We start from the raw sequence: 15683 nt of genomic DNA, 5'->3' as shown, positions 1-15683 counted from the left end.
TATAAATATGCTACTCAAATCCCGCTTCTGGGCCGACCTGAACACGCGCGACTTCGCGCGGCTTGACGCCGCCAGTACCGTGGCCGTGCTGCCGGTGGCCGCGACCGAGCAGCATGGGCCGCACCTGCCGCTGTCCGTGGACCAGACGCTGGTCGATGGCGTGATCGCGGCCGCGCTGCCCCATCTGCCCGCAGAGCTGCCCGTGCTGTTCCTGCCAACCCAGGCGGTGGGCTACAGCCCCGAGCACCAGGCCTTTGCCGGCACGCTGACGCTGTCTTTCGCCACGGTGACGGCGAGCTGGATCGAGCTCGGCGAATGCGTGGCCCGCGCGGGCGTCAAAAAGCTGGTGCTGTTCAATGCGCACGGCGGCCAGGTCAGCCTGATGGACATCGTGGCACGAGAGTTGCGCACGCGCGCCGGCATGCTCGTCTACAGCGCCAGCTGGTACAGCCTGCCGCTGGGCGAGGCGGTGGACGGCCTGTTCAGCGCCGACGAGCACCGCTTCGGCATCCATGCGGGCGAGATCGAGACCTCGATGATGCTGGCGCTGCGACCGCAGTTCGTGGACATGGCGCAGGCGCGCGATTTCAAGTCGACCTCGCAGGTGCGCGCGGCGCAATACCCGATCCTGGGCAACGGCCGCAGCGCCAAGCTCGGCTGGGCCATGCAGGACTACAACGCCGCGGGCGCGGTGGGCAACGCGGCGGCGGCCACGGCCGACAAGGGCCGGGCCGTAGTCGACGCGGCGGGACGGCAGCTCGCACTGCTGCTGCAGGAAGTCGCGGCGCTGCCGCTGTCCACGCTGGTGGATGGTCCGGTGCTGCCCGGCTGAATTTGCTCATCCAGCGCGGCCCTTTGCTGCACTAGCGGTAGCGCGCCTCCATCAGGTCGATCTCGCGCACCAGCCGGCGTGAGGTCTCGTCGGAGATCCGGCGATGTCGTGCCAGGTTGAAGACCACCTCGCGCTCCGCTTGCAGGGCCGCCACACGCAGCGTGCGCTCGATCTGCTCGGCCTTGCGCAGTTGTCCGGCGCTCTCGCCGGTGGCACCGCCATCGAGCCGGCGCTGGTACAGCGCGATCACGCGCGCGGCGGCCTGGGTGTGCAGGTCGGCGTCAAACGTTTCGCGCAGCTCGGCACGCTGCACCTTCTCGACGGCGGCGATCGCGGCGATGGCGGCATCGTGGCGGGCCAGGTCTTCTTCCTGGCTGGCGGTGGGCTCTTCCGGCAGCACCAGCCCCTTGAGCAGCCGCGGCAGTCCCACGCTGGCCATCAGCAGCGACAGCAGGATCACCGCGGTGGCCAGGAACACGGCCAGGTCGCGCGCCGGGAACGGCGTGCCATCGGGCATCAGCAGCGGCAGGGTCATCACGCCGGCCAGGGTGATGGCGCCGCGCACCCCGGCCAGCGAGGTCGCCAGCAGCAGCCGCCAGTGCGGCCGGGTTCCCGGCGTGCCGCGCCGGCGCGCCTTGAACAGGGCCCGGCGCAGCGACACCCAGACCCAGATAAAACGCAGCAGCGCCAGCCCCAGCGTGATGGCCAGCGCATAGACCGCCAGCCACCCCGGATTCAGATGGCCGCTTTGCCTCACCGATGCCACCGCACCGCGCAGCATGTCGGGCAGTTGCTCGCCCAGCAGCACAAACATGGTGCCGTTCAACGCAAGCTGCACCGTGTTCCAGACCGCTGCGCGTTGCACCCGCGTGGTCGCCAGCGCGCGGCCGGTCAGTTCGACGTAGCTCATGGTGACGCCCGCCGCCACCGCGGCCAGAATGCCTGAGGCCTGCAACTGCTCGGCCAGCAGGTAGGCGCCGAACGGGATCAGCAGGCTGATCAGGATGGGCGAGCCACTTTCCTCGCCGACATGCTGCGACAGCCAGCGCTGCGCGGAACTCACCACCAGCGTCACGCCGACGCCCAGCCCCAGGCCCGCCAGCGCCAGCCACAGGAAAGTGAGTGAGGCCGAGGCCAGCGAGAAGCTGCCGGTCACGGCCGCCGCCACCGCGAAGCGAAAGCAGACCAGTCCGGTCGCGTCGTTGAGCAGCGATTCGCCCTCCAGGATATGCAGCAGCCGCTTCGGGATCGGCGCCCGCGCCGTGATCGACGACACGGCCACCGGATCGGTCGGCGACACGATGGCGGCCAGCGCGAAGGCCACCGCCGCCGGCATGGCCGGGATCATCCAGTGGATCAGGAAGCCGGCCCCGACCACAGTGAACACTACCAGCCCCAGCGCCAGCGCCAGGATCGCGCCCCGGTCGCGGAACAGGCCGTCCTTCGGGATGCGCCAGCCGTCCAGGAACAGCAGCGGCGGCAGGAACAGCAGGAAGAAGATTTCCGGATCCAGTGTCACGCCATGGTGGAAGCCGCCCGCGATCAGCGCGCCGAGCGCGATCTGCACCAGCGGCAGCGGCAGCGAGAACGGCGCAACGCGCACCAGGTAGCCGCTGGCAACCACCGCCAGCAACATGACCAACACCAATTCGACCGATTCCATTCCTGATCCCTGCTTGCTGGATCGGCCGCGCCGGAACTTGCGGTGGGGCCCTTGATCCGACACATTTGTGGCGTACTCTTCGCTGTCTTTATCAAATCACCATCCAAGGAGTCTGCCATGGCGTTGCATCAATCCCTGGTTTCCAGCGTTGATGGGCTGCTCGCCGCGGCTCGAAAGGCCGAGCCGCACACCATCGTGGTGCAGGGCCATCTGGCCGACGTTCCGGGTTTTCGCCTGGCCCCGGGCCAGGTCCTCGAAGGTGAGAGTAGCCAGGCCGCCATCACCTTCGCAACCAACCAGGACGGCCTGCAGCTGTCCACCGACAACACGGTGCGCCGCCTGCGCCTGGAGGCGGCGCCCGAGCGCCGGGCCATCTACAACGACACCGGGATGGGCAGCCTGGGCGTGATCCGGCTGGCCGACCTGGTGACGGTCGGGCAGGTGCAGATCCTGGCGCACGACAAGGTGCGCAGCGGGCATGTGGAGGTTGCGGGGCTGGATGTCGCCGCCGCCGACACGCGCGCCCAGGGCGACCGCCCGCAGGGCTTCGGCGTGTACGTGATCCAGGGGGCCTTCACGCTGTGGAACATGCAGGCCGACCCGCAGGTGGTCATCACGGCGGACCTGATCGGCCTGTCGGCGGGGCGCGCGTCGGCCCCGGTCATCGGCAGCGGCATTTTTGTCAGCGGCCCGGGCTTCGGCCAGGGCGGTCTCAGCGTGCGCCGGCTGGAGACCGGGCCGGTGTACAGCGACGGGCGCATTGCGCCCGGCACGCCGGATGTGATCACCGGTGGCGTCTTCACGGTGCACGGCGCCTATGTGGACAGCGTGCGCAACCTCGGGCCGGTCACGACCTATGGCGTGAACGACATGGTGCTGGACAACTGGGGCCAGGTCGATCGCTGGGAGGCACAGGAAAAACTCACCTCGTTCGGCCCGAGCGGCATCGGTTTTGTGAACTTCGGCGGCTTGAGCGAACTGAACGTTCAGGCCCCGATCGAAACCTTCGGCCAGGGCGCGCGCGGCTTCAACCTGTATGCGGGCACCCTCGGCCGGGCCGTGTTCGACCGCATCACCACCCATGCCGACGGCGCCGTGGGCGTGCAGGTCAGCCAGCCGATGGGCTCGCTGCACGTGCACCGTGGCATCGAGACGTTTGGCGCCACCGGCGATTCGCTGGTCAAGGGCGTGGTGGTATCGCTCAGCGCCATTGCCCTGAGCATCAAGCCGGGCGGCTCGGTGGCCGAGGTGGTGATTGCGGGCGGCGTCGTGACCCACGGCAAGGGCATTGCACCGGTGGAGCTGCAGGGCGAGATCGGTTCGCTGCAAATCAGCGGCGGCGTCCGCGCCACCACCCACTAGCCATCCATTCACCAGCGAAGGATCCGCACCATGACACGCACCATCACCAGCGTCCTGCCGGGCCAGCGCGTGATCGACGACGGCGACATGCTGCTGTGGCGCGCCTTGCCGACGAGCGGGCGCGACCACTTGGGGCCGTTCGTCTTCATCGATCACTACCGCCACCAGAGCCGGCGCGGTATCGGCGACCGGCCGCACCCGCACGCGGGCATCGAGGTGCTGAGCTACCTGCTGGAGGGCAGCGTCGAGCATCGCGACAGCATGGGGCGCACCGACCGGCTGGGGCCCGGCGACGCGCAGCACATCCGCGCCGGCCGCGGCACGATCCACGCCGAACAGCCGCAGGGCGGGCGCCACGGCCTGCAGCTCTGGACCGCGCTGCCCCCGGCACAAAAACTGGTAGAGCCGGCCTATGCCTCGTTCCGTGCCGCCGCGATTCCGGAAATTGCGCGCGACGGCGCGCAGGTGCGCGTGCTGGCGGGCCGGGTCGACGGCGTCGAAGGCCCCATGAAGCTGGCCTCGCCTACCACCTGGGCGGTGCTGCGGCTGGCGCCCGGCGCCAGCATCACGCTGACGGTCGATGCCACCGCCGAGCTCGGCCTCTACGTGCTCGATGGCTTCCTCGAACGCGGCGCGCAGCCGCCCGTCGGGTCCGGTAGCCTGGCGCTGCTGACATCGGGCGACGCCAGCGTGCGCATCGCCGCGACCGCGCAGCAGCCGCTCGATGTCGCCCTGCTCGGCGGCGCGCCGGTCGAAGGCCCGATCCTGTTCTCCGGCCCCTTCGTGATGGACACGCCGGAACGTCTGGCCCAGGCCCGGCGTGACTATGCGAGCGGGAAAATGGGCACGCTGGACGGCGTTCCGTTCTGAACGTCAGCGACTGGCAGGACGTCCCTGGCTTCAGTTCCCAAAAAAGTAGTTCTTCAAGCCGGCCAAAATCATCTCGACCGCGATCGCGGTCAACACCAGCCCCATCAACTTCTCGATGGCGCTGACCATCGAGTTGCCGAGGAGCCGGCGGATCTGGTCGGCAGCGAGCAGCATCCCGCCCGAAACCACCATGGCCGCGGTCAGCGCGCCAGTCCAATAGAGTATGTGTTCGGGCTGGCGCGAGGCGAGCAGCAGCAGCAAGATGAATGCTGACAGGAATATATGGTCCATCGGCAGGGCTTCGCGCGTAGGGGGTCAGGCTGCCAGATGGTCCAGCGCCGAGAAGCCGGCCGCGCGCTCGATGATCTCGCCGGCGCGCAGCGCGAGGTCTTCGCGAAAGCGCGAGCTCACGAGTTGCACACCGATCGGCAGGCCGTCCACCAAACCGGTGGGCACGGCCAGGCCGGGCAAGCCCATCATGGCCGTGCCCAGCAGCGGGCTCTGTGCGGCAATCAGTTCGTGTACGCGCTGCGCCGAAACGCGGTCGGCATCGACAGGAAACTGACGCTGCCACGAATTGGGCATCAGCAGCACCGGGTATTGTTCGAGGAACACGGCCCAGTCGCGGCAGATGTTGAAGCGGCGCGTCAGCGCATCGAGGTAGGCATCGCGGTCCCAGACCGGCAGGCCTTTCATGTAGCCGCGCAGCGCTGCCTTCGTCCCGGCGTCAGCCATGGCCTCTATCGCGGGCTGGCCGCCGCGGCGCATGTCTTCCATGACCAGATGGCGCCACAGCCGCGCGCCTTCCTCGAAGTGCGGCGGCTCGACCTCCTCGACCTCGCAGCCTGCAGCGGCCAGCCAGCCGGCGGCCTGCTCGACCGCGGCCACCACCGTCGGGTCGGCGTCATAGGCGGCATGCCGCTTGAACAATGCCACTTTGAGCGGACGATGAGTGTCCGGGTACTCCAGCGGCGCGGGGGTCCATTGCGGGTCCAGCGGGCTGCCCTGCGCCATCACCTGCAGCGCCAGCCGCGCATCGGCGACGGTGCGGGTGAGCGGGCCCTGCACCGACATCTGCTGGTTGCTGATGATGCGGTTCGGGGCGCTGGCCTTGTACGACGTGACACGGCCGACGGTGGTGCGCAGGCCCACCACGCCGCAGGCCCAGGCTGGGTAGCGGATCGAGCCGCCGTAGTCGTTGCCGTGCGCGATGGAGCCCATGCCCGTCGCAACCGCGGCCGCGGCGCCGCCGCTCGATCCGCCGGGCGTGGCCTTGGCATCGAACGGGTTCAGCGTGCGGCCATGCAGCTCGTTGTCGGTGAACCACCGCAGCGAGAATGCCGGCGTGTTGCTGCGCCCGACAATCACCGCACCGGCATGGCGCAGGTGGGTGACCAGCGGCGAGTCGGTCGTGGCCAGGTTGTCCCTGGCCGCGACGACGCCGTCGGTGGTCGCGTGGCCGGCGGTATCGATGTTGACCTTGATGGTGACCGGTACGCCGTGCAGCGGCCCCAGAGTGTCGCCGCGAGCCAGGGCACGGTCGGCGGCGTCGGCGGCGTCGAGCGCCTCCTCGGCCAGCACCTCGGCCAGCGCGTTGACGCGCGGGTTGACTTCGGCAATGCGGGCCAGCACGCTTTGTGTGGCTTCGCGCACGCTGAACCGTTTATTCCTGATGGCCTCGGCCAGGTTGGTGGCGCTCCAGCGCCAAAGGGGTTGCGTCATGGGTGTCTCTCCGGGTTTTGGGTTGAATCAGGCAAGCTGCACTGCGGCGATGCAAGAAGCATCGGCCGGCGGCTCATGAAAGCGCGGCGCGGCCATGATCAGTTCGCGCGTATAGGGGTGGCGCGGCGCCTGCAGCACCTGTGCGGTGGCGCCGATCTCGACGATCGCGCCGCGCTGCATCACCGCGATGCGATCGCACATCTGTGCCGCGACGCGCAGGTCGTGCGTGACGAACAGCATCGCCAGGCCGAACTCGCGCCGCACCTGGTCGAACAGCTCTAGCACCTGAGCCTGCACCGAGACATCGAGTGCCGATACCGGCTCGTCGGCCACCAGCAGCTGGGGGCGCATCGCCAGCGCGCGCGCGATGCAAATGCGCTGGCGCTGGCCGCCGGAAAATTCATGCGGGTATCGCCCGGCAGCGTCGGGCTGCAAGCCCACCTTTTGCAGCAGCTCCGCGGTTAGCGCCTGCGCCTCGGGGCGTGAGCGGCCCTGGGCGATGGGCCCTGCGGCGATGGCCGAGCCGACCGTATGGCGCGGGTTCAGCGAGGCGTACGGATCCTGGAACACCATCTGGATGCGCCCGCGCAGTGCTGGGCCGCGGTGCTTCAGTTCAGGTGCGAGTGGCTGGCCGTCGAAGCACATGGTGCCACTGTCGAAGGGCAGCAGGCCTGCAATACAGCGGCCCACGGTGGACTTGCCCGAACCCGATTCACCGACCAGCCCCAGCGTTTCGCCGGGGTCCAGTGTGAAGCTCAGATCCCTGGCCGCCGCCACCGTGCGGCCGCGGCGCAGCAGGCCGGCGCCGCTGCGATAGGTCTTGACCAGTGCCTGCACTTCAAGCAATGGTGGTTTCGCGGCCGCCGCGGCGCCGACGCGCGCGCTGCCGTGCGGAATGGCCTCGATCAGGCGCCGCGTATAGGAGTGTCGCGGTGCGCGCAGCACCTGCGCCGCTGGACCGGTTTCGACAATGCGGCCGGTCTGCATCACCGCGACGTCGTCGGCAATCTGCGCCACCACGCCGAAATCATGGGTGATGAACAACACCGCCATGCCGCGTTGGGTCTGCAGGTCCCGGATCAGCGCGAGGATCTGGGCCTGGGTGGTGACGTCGAGCGCCGTGGTCGGCTCGTCAGCAATCAAGAGCGTCGGCTCGAGAATCAGGGCGGCGGCGATCATCACGCGCTGGCGCTGGCCGCCCGACAGGCGAAACGGAAAGCTATTCGCGATTTGCGCGGGGTCGGGCAGCCCGACGTCGCGCAGTGCCGCCAGCACGCGTTGGTGGCGCTCGGCGCGCGGCAAGGGCCGGTGCGCATCGAGCACCTCGCCGATCTGTTCGCCGATGCGCATCACCGGGTTCAGCGAGGTCATCGGTTCCTGGAAGATCATGCCGATGCGCCGGCCGCGCAGCATACGCCAATCGCGCTCGGGCAGCGCGAGCAGGTCGCGTCCTCCAAAGGTGATGCGCCCGGCAACGGGAGCCACCTGCGGCCGGGGCAATAGGCCTATCACCGCATTGGCGATCATCGACTTGCCGGAGCCGCTCTCACCCACCACGCACAAGGTGCGTCCAGCCTCGATTGTCAGGCTGGCAGCCTCGACCGCGAGCACGCGGTCGGCGCCGTCCGGCAACCGGATGCTCAAGGCCTGAATATCAAGGATCGGGTTCATCGGACTCTCCCGTGCAGGCGCGCGTTCAGCGCGTCGTTCAAACCCTCGCCCACCAGGTTCAACGCCAGTACCGTGAGCGCGATAGCCACGCCTGGCACCACAGCAATCCACCACGCTTCGCGCAGCGCGGTGCGCGCGGTACCGACCATGTAGCCCCAGCTCATCATGTTCGGGTCGCCTAGACCCAGGAAGCTGAGCGCGGACTCGAGCAGGATCGCCCCGGCCACCATCAGCGAGGCCATCACAATGATGGGCGAGACCGCATTGGGCAAGATCTGTGTGAAGATGATGCGCCAGCTGCCCTGGCCGGACAGCAGCGCGGCCTGCACGAACTCACGCTGGCGCAGGCTCAGGAACTCGCTGCGCACGAGGCGCGCCACCGGTGGCCACGAGATGGCAGCGATGGCAGCAACGACCGAGTAGATGGTAGGCTGGAAAATCGCCACCAACACCACCGCCAGCGCAAATCCCGGCACGGCAGAGAACAGCTCGGTGAAACGCGTGATCGTGGTGTCGATCCAGCCACCATGGTAGCCGGACAGCGCGCCCAGCGTGACGCCAATCAGCAGCGCGGCCGAGGTGGACACCAGGCCGATCAGCAGCGAGACCCGCGCGCCGTAGATGAGTCCTGCAGCGACATCGCGACCCATGGTATCGGAGCCAAAGAGGAGACCGTTGACCGTGAAGGGTGGCACGAACGGACGATCAACCATCGCCCAAGGATCGTGGACGACGAAGAGGGGACCCAAGAGCGCCATGAGCGCCACGACGGTGAGCACCCCGAGCCCGGCGACTGCGCCATGATTGCGCCGGAACCGGCGGACGAAGGCGCCCAGGAAAGGATTCTTCATGACAGCTCGATCCGCGGGTCGACCAGCGTGTACACCACGTCGGTCAACAGGTTGAACAGCACGGCGATCGCTGCCGTGACGAGGAAGGTACCGAGCAGCAGCGCGTAGTCACGCTGCGCCAGCGCCTCGTATAGCAGCCGGCCGATACCGGGCCAGGCGAACACGGTTTCGATCAGCACGGCGCCGCCAACCATCGCGCCGGCCTGCATGCCGGCCAGCGTGATTACCGGCAGCAGCGCGTTGCGCAGGATGTGAGCGCGCAGGATGCGGCCTTCACTGATGCCCTTGGCCCGTGCGGTCTTCACGAAATCCTGGTGCGCCACCTCGAGCATGGAGGCACGAGTCATGCGGGCATAGATCGCCATGTACACCGTCGCCAGCGACAGCGCTGGCAGCGCCAGGTGGGCCGCAATATCGCGCACGCGCGCCCAGCCGGTGAAGCCAGCGCCGATGGCCTCGTAGCCGAAGCCCGGCAACCACTGCAGCCAGACCGAGAACAGGAGCACAGCCATCAACGCCAGCCAGTACAGCGGCGTCGCGTAGAACAGCATCGACAGGGTGCTGATCGCATTGTCCTGCCAGCGCCCTGCATGCCGGCTCGCCCAGGCGCCCAGGGCCACGCCGAACAGCAGCGACAGCACGAAGGCGCTGCCGGTGAGCAGCAGCGTGGCGGGCAGTCGGTCCATGATCAGCTCGAGCACCGGTTGTTGCTGGCGGTAGCTCTCGCCCAAGTCGCCGTGCGCCAGATGGCCCAGGTAGGTCGCCAGCTGTTGCGGCAGTGGGCGGTCTAGGTCGAAGCGCTGGCGCAGCTGTTGCAGGAGCTGCGCGTCGGCGGCACCCGACTCGCCGGCCAGTACCGTGGCCGGGTCGCCGGGCGCGGCGCGGATCAGCACGAAGTTCATGATCGCGATCAGCAACAGCGTCGCCAGCCCATGGCCAAGCCGGCGCAGCACGAAACGGAGCTGGTCCATGGCGGTGTGTTCCCTGTGATGGCGCCGGGCCTGCTCAGCGCCCGGTGAAAGAGGCCCGGCCCAGGCTGTCATTGAGCCCAATGCCGGAGTTGACCAGGTTGGCGATCTTCGTGCGGTACACGGTGGGGAAGTTCAGGTCCAGCAGCCAGACCGCGGCCACGTCATCGACCAGCGTCTTTTGTGCCTCGGAATATGCTTCGAGGCGTTTCTTCGGGTCCGTGGTGCCCGCAGCGCGGTAGAACATCGCGTCGACCTTGGCATTCTGATAGCCGCCCACGTTATTGAACGCCGAACCCTTCTTGATCTCGCTGCTCACGTAGTTGCGGCTGACCCCCAGCGCCGGATCGCCATACTGGTACATGTACGTCAAGGCCAGGTCGAAGTCCCAGTTGGACGCCCTGGTCACCGCACCGGCCAGGTCCGTGGCGACCAGTTCCACCTTGAGTCCGGCTTCGAGCAGGTTCTGCCGAATCAGCTCGGCCGTGCGATTCCAGGCTTCGCCGAAAGGCAGGCCGAGCAGGCGCACCGGCTGACCCTTGTAGCCTGACTCGGCCAGCAGCTTGCGGGCCTTGTCCTTGTCACGCCTGGGTTGCGCGGCCGCGGCGCTGTAGAAGGCGGTCTGGCGGTTGAAGGGGCCGGTGGCCGCCGGCGCAAAGCCCTGCCAGACCACTTTGGAGAGCGCGTCGCGGTCGATCGCCAGTTCGATCGCTTGGCGCATGCGCAGATCCTGGAACAGCGGATTGCGGTGGTTGATCCACATCCAGGCCAGCGGCGAGAACTTCTCCCACCCCTTGCTGGTCACGGCTGCGCCGGGCAATTTGGCCAGGCGGGCAACGTCGAAATACTCGATCGTGCCGCCGGGCAGCACATCGATCTTGCCCGACTCGAAGGCGGCGGCGCGCGAGGCCGCATCGGGGATGACCTGGAAGTACACATTGTCGATTTTCGGCACGCTAGGCTCGTGGTACTTGTCGTTGCCCACCAGGTGGATGTATGAGCCGCGCACCCATTCCTTGAATTTGTAAGGGCCCGTGCCGATGATCGCGCTCGGGGGCGGCTTGCCTGTGAGGTCCGTATTCTCCAGCAGGTGGCGTGGCGCGATCGGGTTGGTGCTGACGTCGAACAGGCCGATAAAAGGGGCAAACACCTCCTTGAGTCGAATTTCCACCGTGTGTGCATCCAGCGCCTTGATGCTCTCGACCGATTGCAGCGCAACGCGCACCCTCGGGTTCTGCGCGCGATTGAGCTTGTCGATGCTGAAGATCACGTCCTGCGCGTCAAAAGGCTTGCCGTCGTGCCAGGTCACGCCGCGCTTGAGCGTGAAGGTGTAGACCAGCGAGTCCTTGCTGATGGTCCATGCCGACGCCAGGCCCGGCATGGGGTTGAGCTTCTCGTCGTAGCGCAGCAGGCCATCGTAGATGTTGCCATTGACAAGTTGTGACGGGCCGGTCTGGCCCCACCCCACCATGATGCTGGTGGGCTCGGGAAAGAGTGCTATGTTCAGCGCTCCGCCAGTACCACTTTGGGCTTGTGCGATTGCGGCCAGCGGCAGCGAGCTGGCCAGCCAGCCGGCGCCAACGGCGGTGCCGGCAATCAATTCACGACGGGTAATGCTCATGGGTATCTCCTGTGCGGGTGTTGTGAGAAAGTCAGTCGACAAGGAAGCGTTCGGCGAGCAGCGCCCAGTAGGCGGCGCCGACACTGACGTTGTCGTCGTTGAAGTCGTAGCCCGGGTTGTGCACCAGGCAGCTGCCCTCGCCGGCGCCGTTGCCGATCATCAGATAGCTGCCGGGGCAATGCTCGAGCATGACGGCGAAGTCTTCGCTACCGGTGAGCGGCTCGGCCTGCGGCGTGATGCGGTCTTCGCCGACCAGTTCGATGCCGACGCGGCGCGCTAGCGCGGTCTCCTCGGCCGTGTTGACCAGCACCGGGTAGTCGCGCTTGTAGTCGATGCTCGCCTTGACGCCGAAACTCTCGGCCTGGGCTGTCACCAGCGCGCGGATGCGCCGCTCGAGCAGGTCGCGCACCTCCCGGTCGAGCGCGCGCACGCTCAGCTCCAGCTGCGCCTGCTGAGGGATCACGTTGTTGGCACGCCCCGCGTTGATGGCACCGACGGTCACCACGGCGGTTTGCAGCGGATCGACGTTGCGCGAGACGATGGTCTGCAGCGCCAGCACAATGCCCGCCGCCGCCACCACCGCGTCGGTCGCCTTGTGCGGCATCGCGCCGTGCCCGCCCATGCCGGTCAGCGTGATCGTGACATCGTCGCTCGAGGCCATCGTCGGTCCTTCGCGGAACACCAGCTGCCCCTGCGGGAAGCCCGGCATGTTATGCATGGCGAAGATCGCGTCGCAGGGGAAGCGCTCGAACAGGCCCTGCTCGATCATCAGCCGCGCGCCGCCTGGATGCTCCTCGGCCGGCTGGAAGATCAGGTTTAGCGTGCCTGAGAAGTGGCCCTGCTCGGCAATGTATTTGGCGGCGGCGAGCAGCATCGTGGTGTGGCCGTCGTGGCCGCAGGCGTGCATCACGCCGTCATGCACGCTGGCCCAGGGCAGGCCGGAGGCTTCCTGGATGGGCAGCGCGTCCATGTCGGCGCGCAGGCCCAGGCGCCTAGCGCTGCTGCCGCGCCTGAGTTGTCCGACGACACCGGTGCCGGCCAGGCCGCGGTGCACGGCATAGCCCCAGGAATTGAGGCGGTCGGCGATCAGCTGCGAGGTGCGCTGTTCGGCCAGCCCGAGCTCCGGGTGGCGGTGGATGTCGCGCCTGAGGTCGACGAACTCGGGCGAGTGCGCATGCAAGGCGTCGATGAGTGGGTGGGTCGGGGACTTCACAGGAGGGATTCCTTTGGCGATGTCGCCAGCGTCTTGATGGCCGTCATCGTAGGAAATCAGATTGGCAACCGCAAGGCTATAATTGATCGTCATGACGACCATTGGTTGTCAGATTGGGAGATTGACGATTTGGCAGAATATCTCCAAGTTAACTAGTAAAAACCCTATGTTTGCCTCTCAAAATCACCCCGTGCAGATTCTTACCAAAAGTCTCATGAAAGAGATACTGGCGCCAGATGGTTGCTGGTTGTCGAGGACGGCGGCTGAGCCGTGAAGCTGCAGCAGTTGCAGGCGCTGGTCGCCGTGGTCGATACCGGCGGCATCCGCGCAGCCGCCAAACAGCTGCATCTGTCGCAGGCCGCCGTGACGAAGTCCATGCGCCTGCTCGAAGAGGAGGCGGGCGTGCCGCTGTTGCTGCGTCGCTCGCGCGGCGTCGACTTCACCGAGGCCGGCCATCGCCTGCTGGCGCGTGCGCAGCTGATCACCCGGCAGGTTGCACTGGCGCGGGAGGATCTGCGCCAGGCGGGTGGTGATGACAGTGGCACGGTACGCATCGGTGTCACGCCGTTCCTGACGCTGACGGTGCTGGGGGAAGCCTTCCGCTGGTTCCGCCAGCGCTACTGCAATGTCGAGGTGCAGCTGATCGAAGGCCTGATGGCACGCGTGCTCCCCCGCTTGCGCGACGGCACGCTGGATATCGCAGTGGTGGCGGCCGACGTTGGTGAATTGCAGGACGATGAATTCGATTCCACGCGCATTCTGCAGGCACGCCAGCGCATCGTCGCGCGCGAGGGGCATCCGGTGCTGGCCGATCCGACCGCCCGCGCGCTGACCGAACTCGAATGGGTGTTCACGGGCCCGATCACCGATGGCCGCCAGCCACGCGTGGATGCGATGTTTGCGCTGGCCGGCGTGGCCCCGCCACGGCGCGTGGTGCAATGCGAAACGCTGGCCGCGATGATGCTGCTGCGCAGCTCCGATGTGGTCAGCATCTTCCCCGAGCCCCTGCTCGGTCACCCCGAGTCGCGCGGGATTGTCGCCGTGGAAAACACGCAGCTTCGCCCGTGCGACATCGAGTTGCTGCTGCTGACCCGGCCCGACGTCCCCCTGACGCCCGCGGCGGCGTTCTTTGCGCACTGCCTTACCGAGGTGAGCCGCCCGGCGTCGCCCAATCGGACACCACCCGCGGGGACGACGGATCAGCGGTAAGTCGCAAGGTGGATGCTGGTCTCGGTGCTGCGGATCCCGCTGATCAGGCGGATCCGCTCGAGTACCTGCGACAACTCCGCCATGGACCGCGCCTCCAGTTCGGCCAGCAGATCCCAGCGACCATTGGTGTCGTGCAGGGCCGAGACGCCCGGCTCACCCAACAAGCTGGCAATCACGCTGCGGGTCTGATTGCCCTCTACCAGCACACCCATCCAGGCGCGGATGCGCTCGGGTTCGGCATCCGGCCGCAGCCGCACGGTGTAGCCGACGATGGTCTGCCGATCCTCCAGCTTGCGGATGCGATTCGTCACCGTGCCGCGCGACACCTTCAGCTTGTGCGCCAGATCTGCCACGTTCATACGCGCGTTCTGGCGTAACAGCCCTATCAATTCGTGATCGGTCTCATCCATAGAACAAAGTGGCAGTTGTTGTTGTCAAAACGACAATAAATTTATATTTTTAATATGTTCTTATCTATTTTAATTGTTCCAGATCAGAAAGAAACTCTCTTCATCCCGCGAAACAAACTCTGGAGACACACATCATGAACGCTAGCCTGAACGCCACCCCCTCGGTCGAGACCCTGTATCTCAGCGCACCGGAAGCCGCGGAACTGATCCGCCGCAAGGGTCTTGCGACCTGCCTGGCCGGTGTGGCCGACTACATCCGGCAGGACTTCGGGCGCTGGACGGCATTCGACAAGTCGGCCCGCGTGGCCAACCACTCGCGCGACGGCGTCATCGAATTGATGCCGATTGCCGATGACGTCACCTACAGCTTCAAATACGTCAACGGGCACCCGAAGAACACGCGCGCCGGCTTGCCTACGGTCATGGCCTTCGGCGTGTTGGCCGATGTGGACACCGGCATCCCGAAAATGCTCAGCGAGCTGACTTTGACCACGGCACTGCGCACCGCCGCAACCTCTGTGGTAGCGGCCCGTGTGCTGGCCCGTCCCGACAGTCAGGTGATGGCGCTGATCGGCAATGGTGCGCAAAGCGAGTTCCAGGCGCTGGCCTTCCATCACCTGGTGGGCATTCAGGAAGTGCGCCTGTTCGACGTGGACCGCGTTGCGACCGCCAAGCTGGTGGCCAACCTGCGGGACTCCAGCTTGAGCGTGACAGTGTGCAGTAGCACCGCCGAGGCGCTGCGCGGCGCCGACATCGTGACCACCGTGACGGCCGACAAGACCAACGCCACCATCTTGACGTCGGACATGATTGCGCCCGGCATGCACATCAACGCCATCGGCGGCGACTGCCCCGGCAAGACCGAGTTGCATGCCGACGTGCTGATCGGCGCCTCGGTGTTCGTCGAATACGCGCCGCAAACCCGCATCGAAGGCGACATTCAGCAGCTCCCGGCGGATTTCCCGGTCACCGAGCTGTGGGAAGTGCTGGCCGGGCAGCGGCCCGGTCGCGTCGGGCCAGAGCAGGTCACGGTGTTCGACTCTGTCGGCTTCGCGCTCGAGGATTTCTCGGCGCTGCGCTTCATGCGCGATGCGGCGGCCGAGTTGGGGCTGGGCGAGCGGATTTCCCTGATCCCCGTCATGGCCAATCCCAAGGACCTGTTCGGCGTGCTGCACCAGCCTGCGCGCGCGACCTGGCCTGCCGATCTGCGCGGTGCCATGGCGCCCGCCGCGGCGCATTGACCAGCTGGCACACCTTGCCTGCCCCCCGCGACCCGTGGGTCACGCCAGCT

The 15683-nt window shown here is 67.1% G+C and carries 14 protein-coding genes; 5 read left to right on the top strand and 9 right to left on the bottom strand.

All coding sequences use genetic code 11. From position 1 onward, the window contains the following. Positions 1-7 precede the first annotated feature (7 nt). A complete protein-coding gene (locus B0E49_RS19200) occupies positions 8-832 on the top strand; it encodes a creatininase family protein (protein ID WP_077564290.1) in 825 nt (274 codons plus the stop codon). A gap of 31 nt (positions 833-863) precedes the next feature. Here the strand turns inward: B0E49_RS19200 and B0E49_RS19195 are convergent, their stop codons facing one another. Beyond that, entirely contained in the window at positions 864-2495 is a 1632-nt protein-coding gene (locus B0E49_RS19195; RefSeq protein ID WP_077564288.1) for a Na+/H+ antiporter, read from the bottom strand. A 117-nt stretch (positions 2496-2612) separates the two neighbouring features. Between B0E49_RS19195 and B0E49_RS19190 the strand changes: the two genes are divergently transcribed. Together B0E49_RS19190 and B0E49_RS19185 are read left to right on the top strand one after the other, a co-directional pair. Beyond that, a complete protein-coding gene (locus B0E49_RS19190; protein ID WP_077564286.1) occupies positions 2613-3857 on the top strand; it encodes a hypothetical protein in 1245 nt (414 codons plus the stop codon). A 30-nt stretch (positions 3858-3887) separates the two neighbouring features. Continuing rightward, the gene (locus tag B0E49_RS19185; protein ID WP_077564284.1) at positions 3888-4727 is read left to right on the top strand and encodes a pirin family protein; all 840 of its coding nucleotides are present in this window, start codon (positions 3888-3890) and stop codon (positions 4725-4727) included. A 30-nt stretch (positions 4728-4757) separates the two neighbouring features. Here the strand turns inward: B0E49_RS19185 and B0E49_RS19180 are convergent, their stop codons facing one another. Genes B0E49_RS19180 through B0E49_RS19150 form a run of 7 tightly spaced genes read right to left on the bottom strand, consistent with a single transcriptional unit; the run spans position 4758 to position 12773 of the window. Then, on the bottom strand, positions 4758-4988 hold the full coding sequence (locus B0E49_RS19180) for a MarC family protein (protein WP_286138145.1): 231 nt from the start codon (positions 4986-4988) through the stop codon (positions 4758-4760). Positions 4989-5042: 54 nt separating this feature from the next. After that, entirely contained in the window at positions 5043-6449 is a 1407-nt protein-coding gene (locus B0E49_RS19175) for an amidase family protein (RefSeq protein ID WP_077564280.1), read from the bottom strand. Between the two features lie 27 nt (positions 6450-6476). Then, positions 6477-8120, bottom strand: coding sequence for an ABC transporter ATP-binding protein (locus B0E49_RS19170; protein WP_077564278.1), 1644 nt, complete (start codon positions 8118-8120; stop codon positions 6477-6479). Then, positions 8117-8971 (bottom strand): ABC transporter permease, encoded by an 855-nt coding sequence (locus tag B0E49_RS19165; protein WP_077564276.1) that lies wholly within the window; start codon positions 8969-8971, stop codon positions 8117-8119. Before B0E49_RS19165 ends, B0E49_RS19170 begins: the two co-directional genes overlap by 4 nt. Beyond that, the gene (locus B0E49_RS19160) at positions 8968-9942 is read right to left on the bottom strand and encodes an ABC transporter permease (protein ID WP_077564275.1); all 975 of its coding nucleotides are present in this window, start codon (positions 9940-9942) and stop codon (positions 8968-8970) included. The genes B0E49_RS19165 and B0E49_RS19160 overlap by 4 nt, the downstream gene beginning before the upstream one ends. A 34-nt stretch (positions 9943-9976) precedes the next feature. Further along, entirely contained in the window at positions 9977-11560 is a 1584-nt protein-coding gene (locus tag B0E49_RS19155) for an ABC transporter substrate-binding protein (protein WP_144264630.1), read from the bottom strand. A gap of 31 nt (positions 11561-11591) precedes the next feature. Further along, positions 11592-12773 carry a M20 aminoacylase family protein gene (locus tag B0E49_RS19150; RefSeq protein ID WP_286138142.1) on the bottom strand — a complete coding sequence of 394 codons (1182 nt, stop codon included), beginning with the start codon at positions 12771-12773 and terminating at the stop codon, positions 11592-11594. Between the two features lie 270 nt (positions 12774-13043). Here B0E49_RS19150 and B0E49_RS19145 point away from each other — a divergent pair, with 270 nt between their 5' ends. Next, positions 13044-13982 (top strand): LysR family transcriptional regulator, encoded by a 939-nt coding sequence (locus B0E49_RS19145; RefSeq protein ID WP_077564273.1) that lies wholly within the window; start codon positions 13044-13046, stop codon positions 13980-13982. Here the strand turns inward: B0E49_RS19145 and B0E49_RS19140 are convergent. Then, positions 13973-14392: an Lrp/AsnC family transcriptional regulator gene (locus B0E49_RS19140; RefSeq protein ID WP_077564271.1), complete on the bottom strand. Its 420-nt coding sequence runs from the start codon at positions 14390-14392 to the stop codon at positions 13973-13975. The genes B0E49_RS19145 and B0E49_RS19140 overlap by 10 nt on opposite strands. A 134-nt stretch (positions 14393-14526) precedes the next feature. Between B0E49_RS19140 and ocd the strand changes: the two genes are divergently transcribed. After that, positions 14527-15633, top strand: a complete 1107-nt coding sequence (ocd, locus tag B0E49_RS19135) for an ornithine cyclodeaminase (RefSeq protein WP_077564270.1) — start codon at positions 14527-14529, stop codon at positions 15631-15633. Positions 15634-15683: the final 50 nt, after the last annotated feature.

The sequence above is a fragment of the Polaromonas sp. C04 genome (genome assembly GCF_002002705.1).
Taxonomy (GTDB): domain Bacteria; phylum Pseudomonadota; class Gammaproteobacteria; order Burkholderiales; family Burkholderiaceae_C; genus Rhodoferax_A.
Note: the sequence above shows the minus strand (reverse complement) of the source record. Positions and strands in the feature narration are given on the sequence as shown.